This is a genomic window from Acinetobacter sp. YH12102, from assembly GCF_013419125.1.
Taxonomy (GTDB): domain Bacteria; phylum Pseudomonadota; class Gammaproteobacteria; order Pseudomonadales; family Moraxellaceae; genus Acinetobacter; species Acinetobacter pseudolwoffii.
On the sequence record NZ_VPAS01000003.1, the window covers coordinates 76,137 to 93,416 of the forward strand.

17 protein-coding genes are annotated in these 17,280 nt (G+C 42.7%); 6 read left to right on the forward strand and 11 right to left on the reverse strand.

Translation table 11 applies throughout. The features are described 5' to 3' along the window. Positions 1–93 precede the first annotated feature (93 nt). Positions 94–1,851, reverse strand: a complete 1,758-nt coding sequence (locus FTU42_RS02930) for a GspE/PulE family protein (RefSeq protein ID WP_159138612.1) — start codon at positions 1,849–1,851, stop codon at positions 94–96. A 215-nt stretch (positions 1,852–2,066) separates the two neighbouring features. Here FTU42_RS02930 and FTU42_RS02935 point away from each other — a divergent pair, with 215 nt between their 5' ends. After that, the gene (locus tag FTU42_RS02935; protein WP_180083000.1) at positions 2,067–3,326 is read left to right on the forward strand and encodes an MgtC/SapB family protein; all 1,260 of its coding nucleotides are present in this window, start codon (positions 2,067–2,069) and stop codon (positions 3,324–3,326) included. 129 nt (positions 3,327–3,455) lie between these two features. After that, positions 3,456–4,532 carry a hypothetical protein gene (locus FTU42_RS02940; RefSeq protein ID WP_180083001.1) on the forward strand — a complete coding sequence of 359 codons (1,077 nt, stop codon included), beginning with the start codon at positions 3,456–3,458 and terminating at the stop codon, positions 4,530–4,532. A gap of 52 nt (positions 4,533–4,584) precedes the next feature. Here FTU42_RS02940 and tsaA read toward each other — a convergent pair whose 3' ends face one another. Then, the gene (tsaA, locus tag FTU42_RS02945; RefSeq protein WP_180083002.1) at positions 4,585–5,304 is read right to left on the reverse strand and encodes a tRNA (N6-threonylcarbamoyladenosine(37)-N6)-methyltransferase TrmO; all 720 of its coding nucleotides are present in this window, start codon (positions 5,302–5,304) and stop codon (positions 4,585–4,587) included. A 105-nt stretch (positions 5,305–5,409) separates the two neighbouring features. On the opposite strand from tsaA, the gene FTU42_RS02950 reads away from it, so the two are divergent. Further along, entirely contained in the window at positions 5,410–6,189 is a 780-nt protein-coding gene (locus tag FTU42_RS02950; protein ID WP_005170205.1) for a ferredoxin--NADP reductase, read from the forward strand. Positions 6,190–6,264: 75 nt separating this feature from the next. On the opposite strand, the gene FTU42_RS02955 is transcribed toward FTU42_RS02950, so the two are convergent. From FTU42_RS02955 to FTU42_RS02965, 3 genes are all read right to left on the reverse strand, one after another. Continuing rightward, positions 6,265–6,441, reverse strand: a complete 177-nt coding sequence (locus tag FTU42_RS02955) for a hypothetical protein (RefSeq protein WP_005097486.1) — start codon at positions 6,439–6,441, stop codon at positions 6,265–6,267. Positions 6,442–6,459: 18 nt separating this feature from the next. Continuing rightward, a complete protein-coding gene (locus FTU42_RS02960) occupies positions 6,460–6,711 on the reverse strand; it encodes a hypothetical protein (protein WP_180083003.1) in 252 nt (83 codons plus the stop codon). A 187-nt stretch (positions 6,712–6,898) separates the two neighbouring features. Further along, a complete protein-coding gene (locus FTU42_RS02965; RefSeq protein WP_100329024.1) occupies positions 6,899–7,522 on the reverse strand; it encodes a cation transporter in 624 nt (207 codons plus the stop codon). A gap of 85 nt (positions 7,523–7,607) precedes the next feature. Between FTU42_RS02965 and FTU42_RS02970 the strand changes: the two genes are divergently transcribed. The 3 genes from FTU42_RS02970 to FTU42_RS02980 all read left to right on the forward strand — a co-directional run bounded on the left by FTU42_RS02970 (position 7,608) and on the right by FTU42_RS02980 (position 9,816). Continuing rightward, positions 7,608–8,018: a Cd(II)/Pb(II)-responsive transcriptional regulator gene (locus FTU42_RS02970; RefSeq protein ID WP_005097491.1), complete on the forward strand. Its 411-nt coding sequence runs from the start codon at positions 7,608–7,610 to the stop codon at positions 8,016–8,018. 131 nt (positions 8,019–8,149) lie between these two features. After that, positions 8,150–9,559 (forward strand): tRNA 5-hydroxyuridine modification protein YegQ, encoded by a 1,410-nt coding sequence (yegQ, locus tag FTU42_RS02975; RefSeq protein ID WP_180083004.1) that lies wholly within the window; start codon positions 8,150–8,152, stop codon positions 9,557–9,559. A 2-nt stretch (positions 9,560–9,561) separates the two neighbouring features. Beyond that, positions 9,562–9,816: a YfhL family 4Fe-4S dicluster ferredoxin gene (locus FTU42_RS02980; protein ID WP_005097495.1), complete on the forward strand. Its 255-nt coding sequence runs from the start codon at positions 9,562–9,564 to the stop codon at positions 9,814–9,816. 265 nt (positions 9,817–10,081) lie between these two features. Here FTU42_RS02980 and ahpF read toward each other — a convergent pair whose 3' ends face one another. The 6 genes from ahpF to glyA all read right to left on the reverse strand — a co-directional run bounded on the left by ahpF (position 10,082) and on the right by glyA (position 17,198). Then, positions 10,082–11,647 (reverse strand): alkyl hydroperoxide reductase subunit F, encoded by a 1,566-nt coding sequence (gene ahpF, locus FTU42_RS02985; protein ID WP_180083005.1) that lies wholly within the window; start codon positions 11,645–11,647, stop codon positions 10,082–10,084. Between the two features lie 214 nt (positions 11,648–11,861). Continuing rightward, the gene (locus FTU42_RS02990) at positions 11,862–12,779 is read right to left on the reverse strand and encodes a hypothetical protein (RefSeq protein WP_074383319.1); all 918 of its coding nucleotides are present in this window, start codon (positions 12,777–12,779) and stop codon (positions 11,862–11,864) included. 33 nt (positions 12,780–12,812) lie between these two features. Then, positions 12,813–13,946, reverse strand: coding sequence for a toxic anion resistance protein (locus tag FTU42_RS02995; protein WP_180083006.1), 1,134 nt, complete (start codon positions 13,944–13,946; stop codon positions 12,813–12,815). 16 nt (positions 13,947–13,962) lie between these two features. After that, positions 13,963–14,754 carry a hypothetical protein gene (locus tag FTU42_RS03000; RefSeq protein ID WP_005097500.1) on the reverse strand — a complete coding sequence of 264 codons (792 nt, stop codon included), beginning with the start codon at positions 14,752–14,754 and terminating at the stop codon, positions 13,963–13,965. Positions 14,755–15,038: 284 nt separating this feature from the next. Next, entirely contained in the window at positions 15,039–15,443 is a 405-nt protein-coding gene (gene rnk / locus FTU42_RS03005; RefSeq protein WP_005097501.1) for a nucleoside diphosphate kinase regulator, read from the reverse strand. A gap of 504 nt (positions 15,444–15,947) precedes the next feature. After that, the gene (gene glyA / locus FTU42_RS03010; protein WP_005097502.1) at positions 15,948–17,198 is read right to left on the reverse strand and encodes a serine hydroxymethyltransferase; all 1,251 of its coding nucleotides are present in this window, start codon (positions 17,196–17,198) and stop codon (positions 15,948–15,950) included. Positions 17,199–17,280 lie beyond the last annotated feature (82 nt).

Sequence of the window (17,280 nt, forward strand, 5' to 3'; positions counted from 1 at the left end):
GTATACCTCTTTGTGTATCTGTGCTTTGTTTCGATAATGCTATTAAAACAGCCGAAGATGAATTGAAACTTAAGATTGCTTCATCTTTAAAAATTAATTTAAAGGTACCACTCTCAATACTTCTTCCAGTGTGGTCATTCCTTCTACGACCTTACGCGCACCCGCGATACGCAGCGGTTCTACCCCTTCTTTTTTTGCCTGCTGGCGTAGCTGGTTTAAGTTAGCGTCGGCCCCAATCAGCTGCTTGGTTTCCAGACTCAGGGGCATAAATTCGTAAATACCAATCCGGCCTTTATAACCGGTATGACGGCACTCCTCACAACCTACGGCTTTAAAAACAAATTCCGGACGCGGTAAAGGATAGTCTGCCGCCAGATGCTGCCATTCCTGTTCATTCAGGAAGCTTTCCTGCTTGCAGTGTGGGCAGAGTTTACGCACCAGACGCTGCGCCAATACCCCGAGAATGGTGGCTGCGGTCAGAAAAGGTTGCACGCCCAGATCATGCAAACGGGTCAGACTCGACGGCGCATCATTGGTATGTAGGGTAGATAAGACCAGATGCCCGGTGAGTGCCGCCTGGATCGCCATATTGGCAGTATCCTGATCACGAATCTCACCGACCATGATAATGTCCGGATCCTGACGCATCAGCGCGCGCACGCCATCGGCGAAGCCCAGTTCAATACCGTTATTGACCTGCATCTGGTTGAAACTCGGTTCCAGCATCTCGATCGGATCTTCAATGGTACAGACGTTGACCTGTTCCGTCGCCAGCTGCTTCAAGGTCGAATACAGTGTTGTGGTTTTACCAGAACCAGTTGGCCCGGTGACCAGAATGATGCCGTGACTGTGACTGGTCAGATTATTCCAGTCATTGAGTAAATGCCCTTCAAAACCGAGTTGCTGAAAACTTCTGACCAGAACTTCCGGATCAAAAATCCGCATCACCAGTTTTTCGCCAAATGCGGTCGGCAAGGTCGACAGACGCAATTCGGTTTCCTGTCCTTTCGGCGTTCGGGTTTTCAGACGGCCATCTTGTGGTTTACGCTTTTCTGCCACATTCATCCGGCCCAGAATCTTGATCCGGGAAATTACCGCTGTCAGCGTATTGGCCGGCATGTTATAAATGGTATGCAACACCCCATCGATTCGAAAGCGAATCTTGCCCGTACCTTTGCGCGGTTCCATATGAATATCACTGGCACCCTGTTCAAAGGCAAATTGCAGCACCCAGTCCACCAGTTTGACAATATGCTGGTCATTGGCATCCGGATTTTGCGAATCACCCAGTTGTAGCAAGGCTTCGACGCCTTTATTTTCCCGGTCATAGGCCGAGGATTTTTGTGAGCCACTGACTGCACGGCTGACCTGATAATATTCGACAATATATCGTTGTAACTGTTCTGGATTCAGCAGCACCCGTTGGATTTTTTTCGGGGAAATATTCTGTTCAAGATTAGAGACCCATTCAGTCTTATACGGCTGATCGGTCGCGATCAGAACTTTATCGGCCTGAATCTCAACGGCCAGAATATGGTTACGTAGTGCATATTCCTGTGACATGACATGGGTCAATGCCTGTACGTCCGCTTTTAAAGGATCGATGATATAGAACATTAATCCGGTTTTTTCGGCCAGCCACTGACATAAGCGGTTCAAGGTCAATGTGGTTTGCGGATGGGATTGATCAATAAGATTGAAGTTGGCCAGCCACTGTAAAGGATGCCATTTTAATTGTTCACGTTGACGATGGGTGGTCTGTACCAGCATCCGGTCACGTTCACTGATTTTACCATCTTTAAACAGTTGGTCTAAACACCAGGCAGTATCAATTTCAAAGTCAAATTTCATTGTTATCAATCCCCAAATCTGCCTTCACTATAACAAGTTTTTGTTATTTTTCGCATTACCCAGTTAGCAATGTCAGTGACTTTTGCTGAATGGATTTAAAAATACTGGGATGCCTCGACCGTTATTCAATCTTTACTGTATTTCCAGCTTGCCGCGCTCTAGAAGAATCGCCTATATTTCAAACAGCATGTTTTGTTAGGTGGCTGAGGTGAAACTTGGATTTTAGCGCGGTACCCCTGAATAGCAGTAGCTCTTTTCAGGAGCTTCTGGCCATCCTGACGGCGGCTTTAGGCTGTGGCTTGTTAATTGGCCTGGAACGAGAGCGTCATAAACAACGTGAACATCAACCCAGTTTTGCCGGTTTACGCTCTTTTGCCATCTGTGCCTTATTGGGTGCGCTATGCTTCCTGTTCGGTATGAGTATTGGGCTTGCTGGTGCGCTGATTGTGGGTGGCATGGTGATTTTTTCAATCCGAAATCAGCCTGAAGATCCTGGCATTACCACAGAACTCGCCTTTCTCATGACGTATTTTATTGGGGCAATCTGTCTTTGGAATATCCCCTTGGCCGCAGGGCTCGCGGTCATGCTGACGACTATTCTGATGGCCAAACACTCCCTGCATAATATTGCCGGACAATGGATTACCGAAGCAGAGTTTAGAGATGGGCTATTATTACTTGCCCTGATTCTGATCGGCCTGCCACTAACACCCGACACGCCTTTATGGGGAGAAGTCCTCAACCCGCACCTGATCTTAAGACTATTGAGCTTAATTCTGGTGGTACAGGCACTTGCTCACGTGGCCAAACGGCTTTTATCCAGTAAAAATGCCCTCATGCTATCCTCCCTTGCTTCAGGTTTTGTCTCCAGTACTGCGACCATTGCCCATTTAGGTCTACAGGTACGCAAAGGTGAGGTCGATGCTAAATCCAATGCAGGCGCAGCACTCATGTCCTGTATTTCGACCCTGATATTGTTATTTATTGTCGTTGGAGGGGTGTCGTGGAGCTGGTTGAAAATTCTGATTTTACCCTCTCTGGTTGCGATGGCCATTTTGGCTGCTTGTGCATTTCTGCTATTACGTAAAGCCAAGCCAGCGGAGAACTGTGCAAAGGAAGAAGATAGTCAGATGTTTAGCCTGAAGGAGGCGGTAATTATTGCAGTCACCTTGACATTGATTCAGGCTGGAATTTATGGGCTAGAGCTATTACTAGGAGATGCGGGTTTGCTGGCAGGTACCTTGTTCGCATCTTTATTTGAAATTCATGCCGCAATGGCAAGCGTGGTCATTCAAGGAGATCCATCCAATACCCGGCTGATCTATGCCCTGCTTTTGGGGCTGGGCGCACATGCTGTAGCCAAGTCAGTCAATGCTGCTGTAACGGGTGGTTTCAAATTTTCCCTGTACTTTGCGCCAGTACAGATTTTGCATATGGCGGTGTTGATTGGTATTTTGTGGTGGATGGTATTTTGATTGTTAAGTATATTTAAATATTTAATTTTTATATATTTTGCAAATTTAATTTTGATATTTATTCGCTATAATTAGTCTGCTTTATTTTAAAAAACAATTTTATTACTACGATTTTTTATAGGGATTTTTATGAAATTTAAGAATTTATCACTCGCAATTTTTAGTGCATTCATGCTAAGTGCTTGTGGTGGGGGCTCCTCTTCTTCTGATTCAAACCCTGGAACTGGAACTGGAACTGGAACTGGAACTGGAACTGGAACTGGAACTGGAACTGGAACTGGAACTGGAACTGGAAATACTACAACAAATGATTCTGAATGGTCTGCCTATTCTCCTTCATATTTTACTGGCTCCGATTATTTATTCGACAAACTCACTTTTACGAGTAAAGGAGATACGCAGTATGTCCGTGTAGACTATTTAAGCAACCTAAAAGATATGGAAAATCTTGATATAAATGAACTGTATATTTTTGGTGATTACTTAACCAATGAAGGTCTGTACGAATTAGAGTTAAATAAAGATCCTGAATTAGGCTATAAAATTGGATCACTTCTAAAAAACTCGGTGACTGAGAAAACTTATATTCCATCCTCTAAAATTGGACATACAGGCCTTCAATTAACTGAAAAATATGAGTTAGTCGATCTATCGGGTAAACTATTGGGTGAATACATAGATACTCATCTGTATCTAGTCTCTTTAGAACCTAAGCTGGATAATTATGGTGATTTCGCACAATTTTATCTTTCCAAACTTAAAGGCAAGACATTTCCAAATGGCTCAAAGTGCTTAAGAGGATTAAGTTTATCTTCGAGTAAAGACTTCATTATGATGTATAAAAATCCATATGAGACTTATGATAGTTTCCAGAACATATTCTCTGAAGGATATAAAACTATAAATTTAGGTAGTTATAACGCTTTCATCTCGAATTCAATTTACCCAAATGAATATATTAGTGCTCTTGTGCAAGTTGATAATAAATATCGTATGGGCGAGTACAATAAATCAGGTATCTATTACTCTTTAAATAAAGAAATTGAAATTGAAACACAAATTTTAAAAGACCTTAAGTCTGATAAACTTACAGATGCAGAGGAAATTTTAGAACAAGAGTTATATATTCAATCTTTACAAAAAGAATGTACTGTTTTCAACTCTACTGCTAGTCAAGAAATTGATAAATATCGTAAATTGAAGTAAAATATGACTAGAGATAAGCGTATATAAGATACGCTTATCTTAGTTTCTTCAATCACAATTCAATATATTCTATTTCTGATATATAAACAGATAACTCTCTTACCAAAAACCTCACATCTAAATCCGCAAATTTCATTCCATAAATCCGCCCCTCATCATCCTGATAAGCCGGTCTTGGATCTAAAGACAAAACCTGTTCAAGTTCTTGAACAAGCTGTACAGAAATTTTCCCATTTAACAGTAACTGCTGTTTCTGCTGCTCTGCCTGTTCGGTCCAGATGACGCTCTTACGATCAGGCTCATCCTGCGCATAGGCACTCTGTGCATCAATTATGGCATCTGAATATTGAATATAAGGCTTGATATCTACAATCGGCGTTCCATCCAGCAAATCACTTCCATTCAGATAAACCCGTACGTTCTTGCCGACCTTTTTAACTTCTTTAAGTTGCACCACGGAGAGACCTATGGGCGACGGGCGATACATGCTTCGGGTGGCAAATACGCCGATCTTCTGGTTACCGCCTAAACGTGGTGGACGTACCTGAGGACGGAATTTATTCGTATCCTGATGTTTATTTTCATGAAATTGCCAGATCAACCAGAGATGACTAAAGGCCTCAATTCCTTCAAATGCCAACAGGTCATTATAGGGACCGACCATTTCAATATAGCTTTCAACCTGAACCAGATTGGGCTGACGAGGAATGCCAAATTTTTCTTGGTAGGGAGAATGCATATAGCCAATTATCGGCAGTGTGAGTTCATTCATCATCACTTTTTTTGATAAGCTCAATTAAATATATTCAGTTTATAGAGAATGGATTTAGTTTAGAATAGCAAGCTGTTCTAATTTGATAATTTATTGAGACCTTTAATGGCTGCTTTTAACGTCGAAAAGATTACTCACGTCCACCACTGGAATGATACTTTATTCTCTTTTAAAACGACTCGCGACACTGCTTTGCGTTTTAAAAACGGTCAGTTTGTAATGATCGGCCTTGAAGTCAATGGCAAGCCGTTAATGCGCGCATATTCAATTGCAAGCGCCAACTACGAAGAAGAGTTAGAGTTTTTCTCGATTAAAGTGCCTGATGGTCCACTGACTTCGATTTTACAGAAAGTAAAAGTCGGCGATGAAATCTTGGTTTCTAAAAAACCGACAGGTACATTGGTACTCGATGACCTGAATCCGGGTAAAAACTTGTACCTGCTGTCTTCTGGTACAGGTCTGGCGCCATTCCTGGCAACGATTCGTGATCCTGAAACTTACGAACGTTTTGAAAAAATCATTGTGGTTCATGGTACCCGTTTTATCTCTGAACTGGCTTATCAAGATTTGATTCTGAATGAAGTACCAAATCACGAATTCTTCTCTGAACTCGGCGCGAAAGAAAAATTAGTGTACTACCCGACTGTAACCCGTGAAGAATATCCGAATCAGGGCCGTGTAACGACTGCGATTGAAACCGGTGAGCTGTTTGAAAAAATTGGTCTGCCACGTTTCAACCCGGAAACTGACCGTGCCATGCTATGTGGTAGCCCAGCATTCCTGGACGATGTAGCTGCGCTGCTTGACCAGCATGGTCTGAAAGAATCACCGAAAATGGGTGTTCTGGGTGATTATGTGATTGAACGTGCATTCGTTGAAAAATAAGATCTGATCTAAAAATTCAGAGTCAAAAAACCGAAGCTTCAGGCTTCGGTTTTTTATTTGGATCGGGGTTAAAAATTAACGATCACGGCCTTCCTGATTGGCAGAACCAGAACAGCCTGCGCCACCACCAATGATAAAACCGCTTTCTGCCTTACATGAACCGATCATACGGCCATGTGAGTCAAATGTAGTCACTGTCGATGCACAGCCTGTTAATACCAGTGCCAGTGCAATAAGTGCTGATAATTTCATGATATTCCCCTGTATTCTTTATGGCTTTAAATTAATCTGGTTTTGACTTGGCAGTGCTGGCAACAAACCCGTCTTGGCATCCACGCTATTGTAATTCCCACCCATCGCATTACCTGAACCACCACAATGGGCACTTGCAGTTGAAAGCAGACCGCGGGTTGCTTTACATGATCCAATCACCTGACCGGTGGCATCATAAGTGATGACCATAGAGCTACAGCCCGTCATCAGCACCATGGCCGCAAGTGAAAGTAGTTTTATGAAGTTCATTGTCCCCCCTCAAAAACAATAAAAATTAAATGGTTAAGTTATATTGCTATTCTATAAATTTCGCGGATGATTCTTTCTAAAATTAGTGGATTTGTAAAGCTTTATTTTTCATCTATTTAAAATATACAGGCCATAAAAAAGCTGCCCGTTAAGCAGCTTCTTTATGATTAAACTTAAATATTCAGAATCAGGCTGACTCATGTCCTAATGCCCGTTCTGCCAGTGCCTGCTTCACAATCTGATAACCCGCAGTTAAACCAAGACTCGCCATAATCATCGCCACTATTATATCTGGCCACAGACTGCCTGTACCAAAAACCCCGACTGCTGCCAGAATCACGGCAGCATTGCCAATGGCATCATTTCGGCTACACAGCCAGACTGACCGCATATTGGAATCACCTTCGCGAAAAGCATAGAGAATGACTGCCGTAAATACATTTGCCAGCAATGCCAGTACGCCAATCAAGCCCATGGTCAGTGCCTCTGGCGGAATGCCTTGCAGATAGGCATAAATGACTTTGCCCATGATCACCAAGCCAAATAAGGCCATGGTCATTCCCTTGAGCAAGGCGACTGTTGCGCGCCAGTACAGACTTGCACCGATGACCGCCAAAGAGACGCCATAATTGACGGCATCACCAAAGAAGTCCAAGGCATCGGCCCACAAAGCCGATGAATGTGCATAGGCCCCACCAATCAGTTCTACCACAAATAAAGTCAGGTTCACCACCAAGGCAATCCATAACGCCGTTCTAAACTTACTGTCAGGTTTGGGTGGAGCAGGTTCATGACTACAGCTACAGGCCATGTTGATCTTCCATACTTTCGTGCAAAAAATGAGTTAAAATAATTAGAAACTATGGACTAACTCCAAGGTCAAGCAGGAGCGAGCAATGTCGGTCTATTTAATTTCAGAAATAGCCAAAAAGACTGCTTTAAGCACAGATAGCATTCGCTTTTATGAGAAGAAAGGCTTGATACAGCCGAATTTTCGAGCAAGTAATCGCTATCGTTATTATGGTGAAGAAGCCCTGAAAAGGCTGCTTTTTATCAAACGCTGTCGTGCTTTGGACATGTCCTTAAAAGAGATTGAAGCCCTGATTAAACTCGAACAGAATCCGCAGCAGGAATGCGGTGCAGTGAATCAGCTCATCGACCAGCATTTAGAAGATATCTCCAAAAAAATTAGGGAATTACAGCTATTCGAACAACAGCTGATTGCACTTCGCAAAAGTTGTAATGTCCCGACCACCATTGATCATTGCCAGATTTTAAAAATGCTCGAACAGACTGAAAATAATTGAATATTGAATAATTTTAGTGCTTCATTTCACTCAAAATAAAACATTCTTTTTATTCTAAATGGCTTATTTCCGAGTAATTTACTGGGTTGAATCCAAATTTTAGATGGTTAGAATAAAGCCGTACTTTTTATATGTCTTTCGATTCCATCATGAGCCTGACGACCGTTACTGAACTCCTCTCACCTGCCGGTTCACTGAAAAATATGCGCTATGCCTTCGCCTATGGTGCAGATGCAGTCTATGCAGGTCAGCCGCGTTATAGTTTGCGCGTTCGTAATAATGAATTTGATCATGACAATCTGGCGATTGGCATTCAAGAAGCCCATGAGCTAGGTAAAAAGTTCTATGTGGTCGTCAATATCCAGCCGCATAATTCCAAACTGAAAAATTTTATTCGTGATCTGGAACCTGTGGTGGCGATGCAGCCGGATGCGCTGATCATGTCTGATCCGGGCCTGATCATGATGGTGCGTGAACATTTTCCAGAAATGGATATTCATCTGTCTGTGCAAGCCAATGCAGTGAATTGGGCAACGGTAAAATTCTGGAAAAATATGGGACTCACGCGCGTGATTCTGTCACGTGAATTATCGATTGAAGAAATTGCTGAGATTAAACAGCAAGTACCGGATATGGAGATTGAGGTTTTCGTACATGGTGCGCTGTGCATGGCTTATTCCGGCCGTTGCATGCTGTCTGGTTATATGAATAAACGTGATGCCAATCAGGGTGCGTGTACCAATGCCTGCCGCTGGGAGTACAAAGTTCTGGATGCGAAGGAAGATGAAACTGGTGATGTGATTCCAGTGAAAAATCTGGATTCAGGCTGCTGCTCTCAAGATGCCGACGAAGCACATATGCAAGCACAGCATCAATTTGATGAACCGGTATTATTACAACGTAATGATGAAGACATGTTTGCTGCCGAAGAAGATGAACATGGCACTTATTTCATGAATTCTAAAGACTTACGTGCGGTACAACATGTCGATCGTCTGATCAAGGTCGGGGTACATTCCTTGAAGATTGAAGGCCGGACCAAATCCTATTTTTACTGTGCCCGTACCGCACAAATCTATCGTAAGGCCATTGATGATGCGCTTGCGGGCCAACCATTTGACCCAGCATTGATGACGCAATTAGAAGGTCTGGCCAATCGTGGGTATACCGAAGGTTTCCTGCGCCGTCATGTGCACAGTGAATATCACAATTATGAAAATGGCTCTTCAAGTTTTGACCATCAACAGTTCTGCGGTGAAGTCTTAGAACGTAACGGTAACTCCATCAAAATTGATGTAAAAAACCGTTTTGTCGTGGGTGATTCCTTAGAGCTGATGACGACTCAAGGCAATATCAGCTTTTTTTTAACCGAAATGAAAGACAAAAAAGGCAATCTGATTTCTGAGGCTAAAGGCTCAGGTCATATCGTCGAGATTCCGGTTCCAGCAGATGTAGATATGCAATATGCACTGCTCATCCGCAATCTGCCGACATCGACTATAGATATTTCGGCATCGTCACTGGCTTATCAGGCGAGTTAAACATGGCGCTGCTGATTACCGACAAATGCATCAATTGCGATATGTGTTTAGCAGAATGTCCAAATGATGCGATTTATGAGGGTGCGAAAGTCTATGAGATTGATGTGAACCGTTGTACGGAATGTGTCGGCTTTTATGAGCGCCAAACCTGTGTAGATGTATGCCCAATTGAGTGCATTGTGCCACATCCTGAGCATGTAGAGACGCAAGAGCAACTGTTAGAAAAATTTAAAGTCTTGAATTTGTTCCAGTCTTAAGTACTGATCAAACATTGGAATAAATATTGCATTGAATAAAGACAACCTTGGGGAAGGCTGAATAATAAGAGTCAGAACAAAAACAGTACAGAGGAAAGAAACAGCCAGAAGCAATTGGGGATGCTTCTGGCTGATCTAAAAAAGGAAGCAAATATAACAATAAAAAAAGGAACTCTGGTGTTAGCGTCCGGAGTTCCTATAAAAAGGTATAACAAAGATAATCGAGATCGAACACCAAGGTTTTGGGGAACCTTGGTGTTATTTTTTACTGACCTGAACGGATGATGTAATCAAATGCAGACAGTGATGCTTTCGCGCCTTCACCTGTGGCAATGATGATCTGCTTATACGGAACAGTAGTACAGTCACCCGCCGCAAATACACCTTTCACATTGGTTTCGTTGCGTTCGTTAATCAGGATCTCACCACGATTTGAAAGTTCTACCGCTGTTGCTTTTAAGAAATCGGTATTCGGCAACAAACCAATCTGTACGAAGATTCCTGCAAGTTCAATGGTGTGCTCTTCATCTGTTACACGGTCTTTGTATTTCAGTGCAGTCACTTGTGAACCGTCACCCACCACTTCAGTCGACAAGGCATTTTTAATCACCTTGGTGTTTGGCAAGCTTGTTAATTTGTCTTGCAATACCTGATCCGCACGCAGTTTGCTATCAAACTCAACCAAAGTCACATGCTCTACAATCCCTGCAAGATCAATCGCAGCTTCAACACCTGAGTTACCCCCACCGATTACCGCAACACGTTTGCCTTTAAACAGAGGGCCATCACAGTGTGGGCAGTAGGCCACACCACGGGTTTTGTATTCCTGCTCACCCGGAACATTCATTTCTCTCCAGCGTGCACCTGTAGACAGGATGACTGTTTTCGATTCCAGTTTGGCACCATTCTCTAAAGTGACTTCAACCAAGCCATTTGCAGTCTCAGAAGCACCTTTGATGTTGGATACACGTTGCAGGTTCATGATGTCAACACCGTATTCTCGTACGTGTGCTTCCATTTCAGCAGCAAACTTAGGTCCTTGGGTTTTCTGAATCGAGGTAAAGTTCTCAATATCCATGGTGTCCATGACCTGACCGCCCATGCGTTCAGCCACGATTCCAGTTTTAATGCCTTTACGTGCAGCATAGATCGCAGAGGTATTCCCTGCAGGGCCACCACCAATCACCAGTACATCAAAGGCATCTTTGGCATTGAGCTTTTCAGCCTCTTTTGCTGCAGAGTTGGTGTCCAGTTTTGCCACGATTTCTTCCAAAGTCATACGACCCTGACCGATATGCTGGTTGTCCTGGAACACCATCGGCACCGCCATGATTTTGCGTTCTTCCACTTCATCCTGGAAGAAGGCACCATCAATCATGGTGGCTGTTGTGCCCGGGTTGTAAATTGCAATCAGGTTTAAGGCTTGAACCACATCCGGACAGTTATGGCAGCTGAGTGATACAAATACATCAAAATCAGATTTGATTCCTAAGCCTTTAATCGACTCTAAAACTTCAGCAGATACTTTCGGTGCATAACCAGAGCTTTGCAGTAAAGCCAGAATCAGTGAGGTGAATTCATGCCCCATTGGCAGACCTGCAAAGTAGACCCGTGGCTCTTCACCTGCTTTGGCAATACCAAAGCTTGGAGCACGTTGGTTTGTACCGTCAAAGCGTGCAGTGACTAAATCAGATAATGCAGCCACTTCCTCAACCAGTTCTTTGATTTTTGCAGATTTGTCGGAATCATTTAAAGTCGCAACCAGTTCAATCGGGCTTTCCAGACGTTCGAGTAGTGTTTTTAATTGAGCTGAAGTATTTTGGTCTAACATGGCTAACGTCTCCAAAGGAGTAAATGTTTATTTGATAAAGCGATATTAGTGCATAAATCAAAATAGGTAAAACAGTTTGTTTTTATATTATAAATCGTTTTTTTAGATCAATGGTTTGATAATTATTTTTGGTATTTCAACTTTTAATTTTTAATTTTTATACTGTTTCATCAGCAGATAAAAAATGCTCCTAAACAGGAGCATTTCTAAAATATTAATTTATCCGTTGCTCGATACGCAAGGATCGGCCTTTGATTGAATTGGCCAAGAAGAACAGAACCAAACTCAGAAATGCCGATAAAATGGCCACTCCAATAATCACCAGATAGGTGATCTGACTCAACTGGTTTGCCTGTTGTACTTGCGTATTTACACTCTTGGCAACCGGTGTCATGGCTTGACCATAGATCTGTTGCTGCATGGTCCAGAGTTGTTCCGGCTTAAAGCCATATTGCTCAAATTTTGCATCCTGCTTTTCTGCTTCTACCAGATTGAATACATAAGGTTTTGCAGCCGATAAATCTTGCGGTTTATGCAAAAGTGCTGTTTGTGCCAGTAAATAAGATTTTACCGGTGCGGCAATCTCTGAATCGGCGAGGTATCGTGCAATTTCACTGTCATTGATATTGCTATCGTAATACACCACCTGCTGATAAGCATCATCCCGGTCATTCCGTAAATCATGCTGCCAGTAAGTTAATCCCGACCAGATCACGATAAAGGCAATTAGCCAGGCGACAAATTTCAGCACAAAAGACTGAAAGCGCACATAAAAGAAACGCAGTTTCTTTAATAGGCCAATGATAAAAAATGCACCGATAAAAGAAGCAAAAATTTTAATAATCAGCCAGCCAAACCAGCTCAGCAAACTAAAAAAATAATCCGGACTATCACCAATGCTGGCCAGCGTGGCATCTACACTGACCGGTAAATGTAACTGCTGCACTTCGGTACTCAGGCCAAAAAAGCCATAGACCAGTTCCTGCTGAAAAAACAGACCAATGATGGAGGCAATAAATACCGTAGAACTGGTGATACCCAATAACATCAAATTGCGTTGACGTTTCTTGAGCGCAACCACGCCTTGCTTGATCTCACCAGGAGACACCGCATATTCATCTAAGGGAGGCAATCTTTACTCCTTTTAGATCTTCAACCACAATATTTAGTTGGGCTTTGATCCGCTCGTACTTGACTCAATCACCAAGTGATTCAGATTATCCTGTAAAGCCTTTAAACGCACGGTTGCTTCTGTGCGTTTTTGTACACCTTCTTTCTGAATCTGTATCACATCATTGACTGTTTTAATGAGGGTGTTTTGCACATGTTCAAGCGTTTCGATATCAATTACGGAGCGCTGATTGGCTTTTGCGGTATCGACAGAGTTCTGATGCAATAGATCTGCATTACGGCGCAGCAGTTCATTGGTGGTATCATCAATGGTATTGGCCAGCTGGACACTGTTTTTTTGTTCGCTCAGAGAAATGGCCAGACTGATCTGGTTTTTCCATGCCGGTAAAGTAATATTTTTAATGGCATAAAACTTGTCGACCAGCATCAGGTTGTTGGACTGGATAATCCGGATCATCGGCAAGGTTTGCATGGCAGATTGCTGCAAAACCTGCAAATCGCTGACCCGTTTTTCCAGATTATTGGCCAGATGGTTCAGATCATAAATTTTCTGTGTTGTGGTTTGATCTTGCGGCAAAGCGGTTAAAGCGGAGATTTCCTGCTGTAGCTCCTGCTCACGTAAACGGCCGGCTGCAATATGTACGCCTAACTGTTTATATTCATCCTGTACCCCGTCAAACATTTTATCCAGGGTATCTACACGCGCTTTCAAACCGGACTGCGAGGTTTCAATTTCTTTGACCAGCACATCGAGCTGCTCTTTGGTGGTATTGAAATGTGCATCAAAGTTACCTTTTGCACCTTTGAACTTGCTAAGGAGATTGCCAAAAAAACCTGAACTTTTCTTTTGACTTAAAATGCTGCTGGTATTCAGTTGCTGGGCCACCTGCACCACCTGATTCAGTTTCTGCCCTGTCGCATCCAGATCTCTATTTTGGACCAGATTCAGTAATTCATCAGTATAGGTCGAGGTTTTGGTCGCAATATTTTTACCATACTCAGCCACGCTGTTATGACTCATATCCTGCAATTCTTTACGTGCTGCCAGTACTTCCTGAAAGTCAGCAGGTTGCAAGCCCAGTTCTTTCAGATCCATTTGCTGAAATTTTTGTTCGACCAGTTCATTCGAGCTTTCAACAGGTAAATTTACTAAATCAGACTTGGTCATGGTTCACCTTATATTGTTATGTTTTCGAGGGTTTCTCGAGGGATTTTTTTAACGTTTTAATCAGACTTTCACGGCTATTATCAAGTTTTTCCAGATCACTTGTCGAGTGCTTGCTCTGGCTTTGTTGGACATGATATTGCCAGGCCGGAATCAAGACCTGTTGCGCTTCTTTAAAGCGGTCCAATAAGCTAAAGGACAGCTGCTGTGAAAGCTGCATCTGGGTAATGGCAATGTCATTACTGCTTTGCAAGGTACGCAGTGTATTGATTTTCTTGGAAAGCCGTTCAGAAAAGTTATCCAGTGGATGCTGGTTTTTGATGAACAGCGGATATTCTGATAAAAACTCGTCTGCCGCGACAATATGCTTGGCCATCTGCTCACGTAGACCCAAAAGCTGCTGAAAACGGGCCTGAGATTTCTGGATTTCAATCTGTAACTTACGACTTAAGTGATCGGCTTGATCGAGTAAACGGTCCAGTCGCTGATAATATTCAACCTGACTCGAACCATAATCCAGATCGATCCCAAGCCATTTTTGTAGTGCATTAAATTTACGTTTTTTCAGATATTTTTTAGATTCTGCCAAAGCCTGAATCAATTGCTCAATGGTCTGGCTCAGCTGTTGGGTCAAATGCGGATCGACCCCATTTAATAACACCGATTGTGCCTGAATCAGAGAATCCGCATAATGATTCAGTCCATATTGATGGCTCAGTACAGGCACAAGTTCATTACGTTTGATCGCCAGTATTTCTTCACGATCAAAAGACATGTCAGTCAAGGCGGGTAAAGCTTCAAATCGCGACATGACGGAGACTGTATCCTTTTAGAGAGATTAAATAAAAATCTTGAATATCCACGAATGTAGCAAAAAAACAGACCACGTTGTGTATATTTATCCAGAAATTCGTTACATCACTTTAACTAAATCCATGTTTTATCTTTATTTTAATTATATTTTTTACAATGAAAGCAAATGTGTTTGATAAATTTTGCTGTACTGCTAGTTTAGCCAGGTGAAACTCTTGAACATCAGTCATAGATCAAAAAAGCCATATTACTATGGCTTTTGAGCATGCGTTCAAGACAATATCAGAGATAATCCCCGGTACTCTCTGGCTGATAAAGCACTTTTTCAATGGTCACTTTCATGGTGTGGCCATCTGGTTGTGGCCATTCAATGGTTTGACCTTCGGCTAAGCCCAGAATGGCTGCGCCTATCGGTGCAATCACATTTACCTGACCTTTATCACCTTTAAACTCATGTGGGTAAACCAGTGTGACTTCCACAGGCTCTGGAGACGGTGCAATAGTCAGTAACACACGCGAATGCATGGTGACAATATTACTTGCGATCTCCGCGGGGCCAACTATTTCAGCACGTGCCAGTTCATCTTCCAGACGAATCATGGTTTCGCTCAGCTTGGTCTGATGCTCAAGCATGGTTTCCAGACGATCTAAATCCTGCTGAGATAAAATAATAGTGGTTTTATTCATCCTGATTACCTTTGTTAAATACCTAAATAAAAAATTAATGAATCAACAGCCAACAGGAACACCAAATACAGGTTGTGCCCATATTTGAATGATTCCTATAAATACAATGTTCAAATTTAAAGAAAATGATCTCATTCACAGCGCTTATTGCACCAACACTTGAGCTCGTCTGAAATTTGCATAAAAATTTTCAGGTATTAAGCAGAATGTACAGGGTGGATCTAAAAAGCTGGCAATGAATAAATCAGTTCTTTTAAATATTTAAAAATGAGATTGGTCTATAAAAGACTTTAAGCCAGATTCAGAAAAACGCAATATGATTTTGTTGATGACTCATTTTCTTGTCCTATCAACATCAGCTATAAAATATTAAGCCTGAATCATGGTGCGATATAGATATAGTTCAACTCGAATTGCGCTAAACCAAATCCTGATTTTTGTCTCGTCATTTTAACAGCTATAAAAAAAGCTCCCGGTTGGGAGCTCCTTTCCGATTAAAACCGATTATGCATAAACTGGGAATTTAGCACATACAGTTTCAACCTTCGCTTTCACCGCGTTAATGACCGTTTCATCACCTTTCGCATCCAGAATGTCAGCAATCCAGCCTGCAAGGTCACGTACTTCAGCTTCACCGAAACCACGGGTTGTTACTGCAGGTGTGCCGATACGGATACCTGAAGTTACGAACGGAGAACGTGGATCGTTTGGTACAGAGTTTTTGTTCACAGTAATGTGCGCAGCACCTAACCAGGCATCCGCTTCTTTACCTGTGATATCTTGTTTGATTAACGACAACAAGAACAAGTGGTTCTCAGTACCGCCAGACACAATATCATAACCACGAGCGATTAGCACTTCAGCCATGGCTTTTGCATTCACCACAACTTGTTTTTGATATTCTTTGTATTCAGGCGCCATCGCTTCTTTAAAGCAGATCGCTTTCGCTGCAATCGCGTGAACCAAAGGACCACCTTGGTTACCCGGGAATACAGCAGACTGTAATTTTTTCTCGATTTCTTCGTTTGCTTTCGCAAGGATTAAACCAGAACGTGGACCACGAAGTGTTTTGTGAGTCGTTGTCGTTGTTACGTCAGCAATTTGCACTGGGCTTGGGTAAACGCCAGCAGCAACCAGACCTGCAACGTGCGCCATATCAACAAACAGGTAAGCACCCACTTTGTCCGCGATGTCACGGAAACGCTGCCAGTCTACGATTTGGCTGTATGCAGAGAAACCTGCAACGATCATACGTGGCTTGTGTTCCACCGCTAAACGTTCAACTTCTTCATAGTCGATTTCGCCAGTTTCTGGGTTTAAACCATATTGAATCGCGTTATATGTTTTACCAGAGAAGCTTACTTTTGCACCGTGAGTCAAGTGACCACCGTGAGCAAGGCTCATACCCAAAACTGTATCGCCAGGGTTAAGAAGCGCTAAGTAAACCGCTGAGTTTGCTTGTGAACCAGCATGTGGCTGAACGTTAGCATAATCAGCACCAAAGAGTTCTTTAGCACGGTCAATCGCCAATTGTTCGATCACGTCTACGTATTCGCAACCGCCATAGTAGCGTTTACCTGGGTAGCCTTCCGCATATTTGTTAGTGAGTTTTGAACCTTGAGCTTCCATGACTGCTGGTGAGCAGTAGTTTTCAGAAGCGATTAGCTCAATATGAGCTTCTTGACGAGCATCTTCATTCGAGATTGCTTGAGCTAATTCTGGATCAAATTCAGCAATAGAGATATTGGCAAACATTAGCGAGGTCCTATTGATTTAGGGCTTTTAAGCCGTGCTAAGATTGGCGCGTATTGTAGCATGAAGTTTTGCATTTTCGATC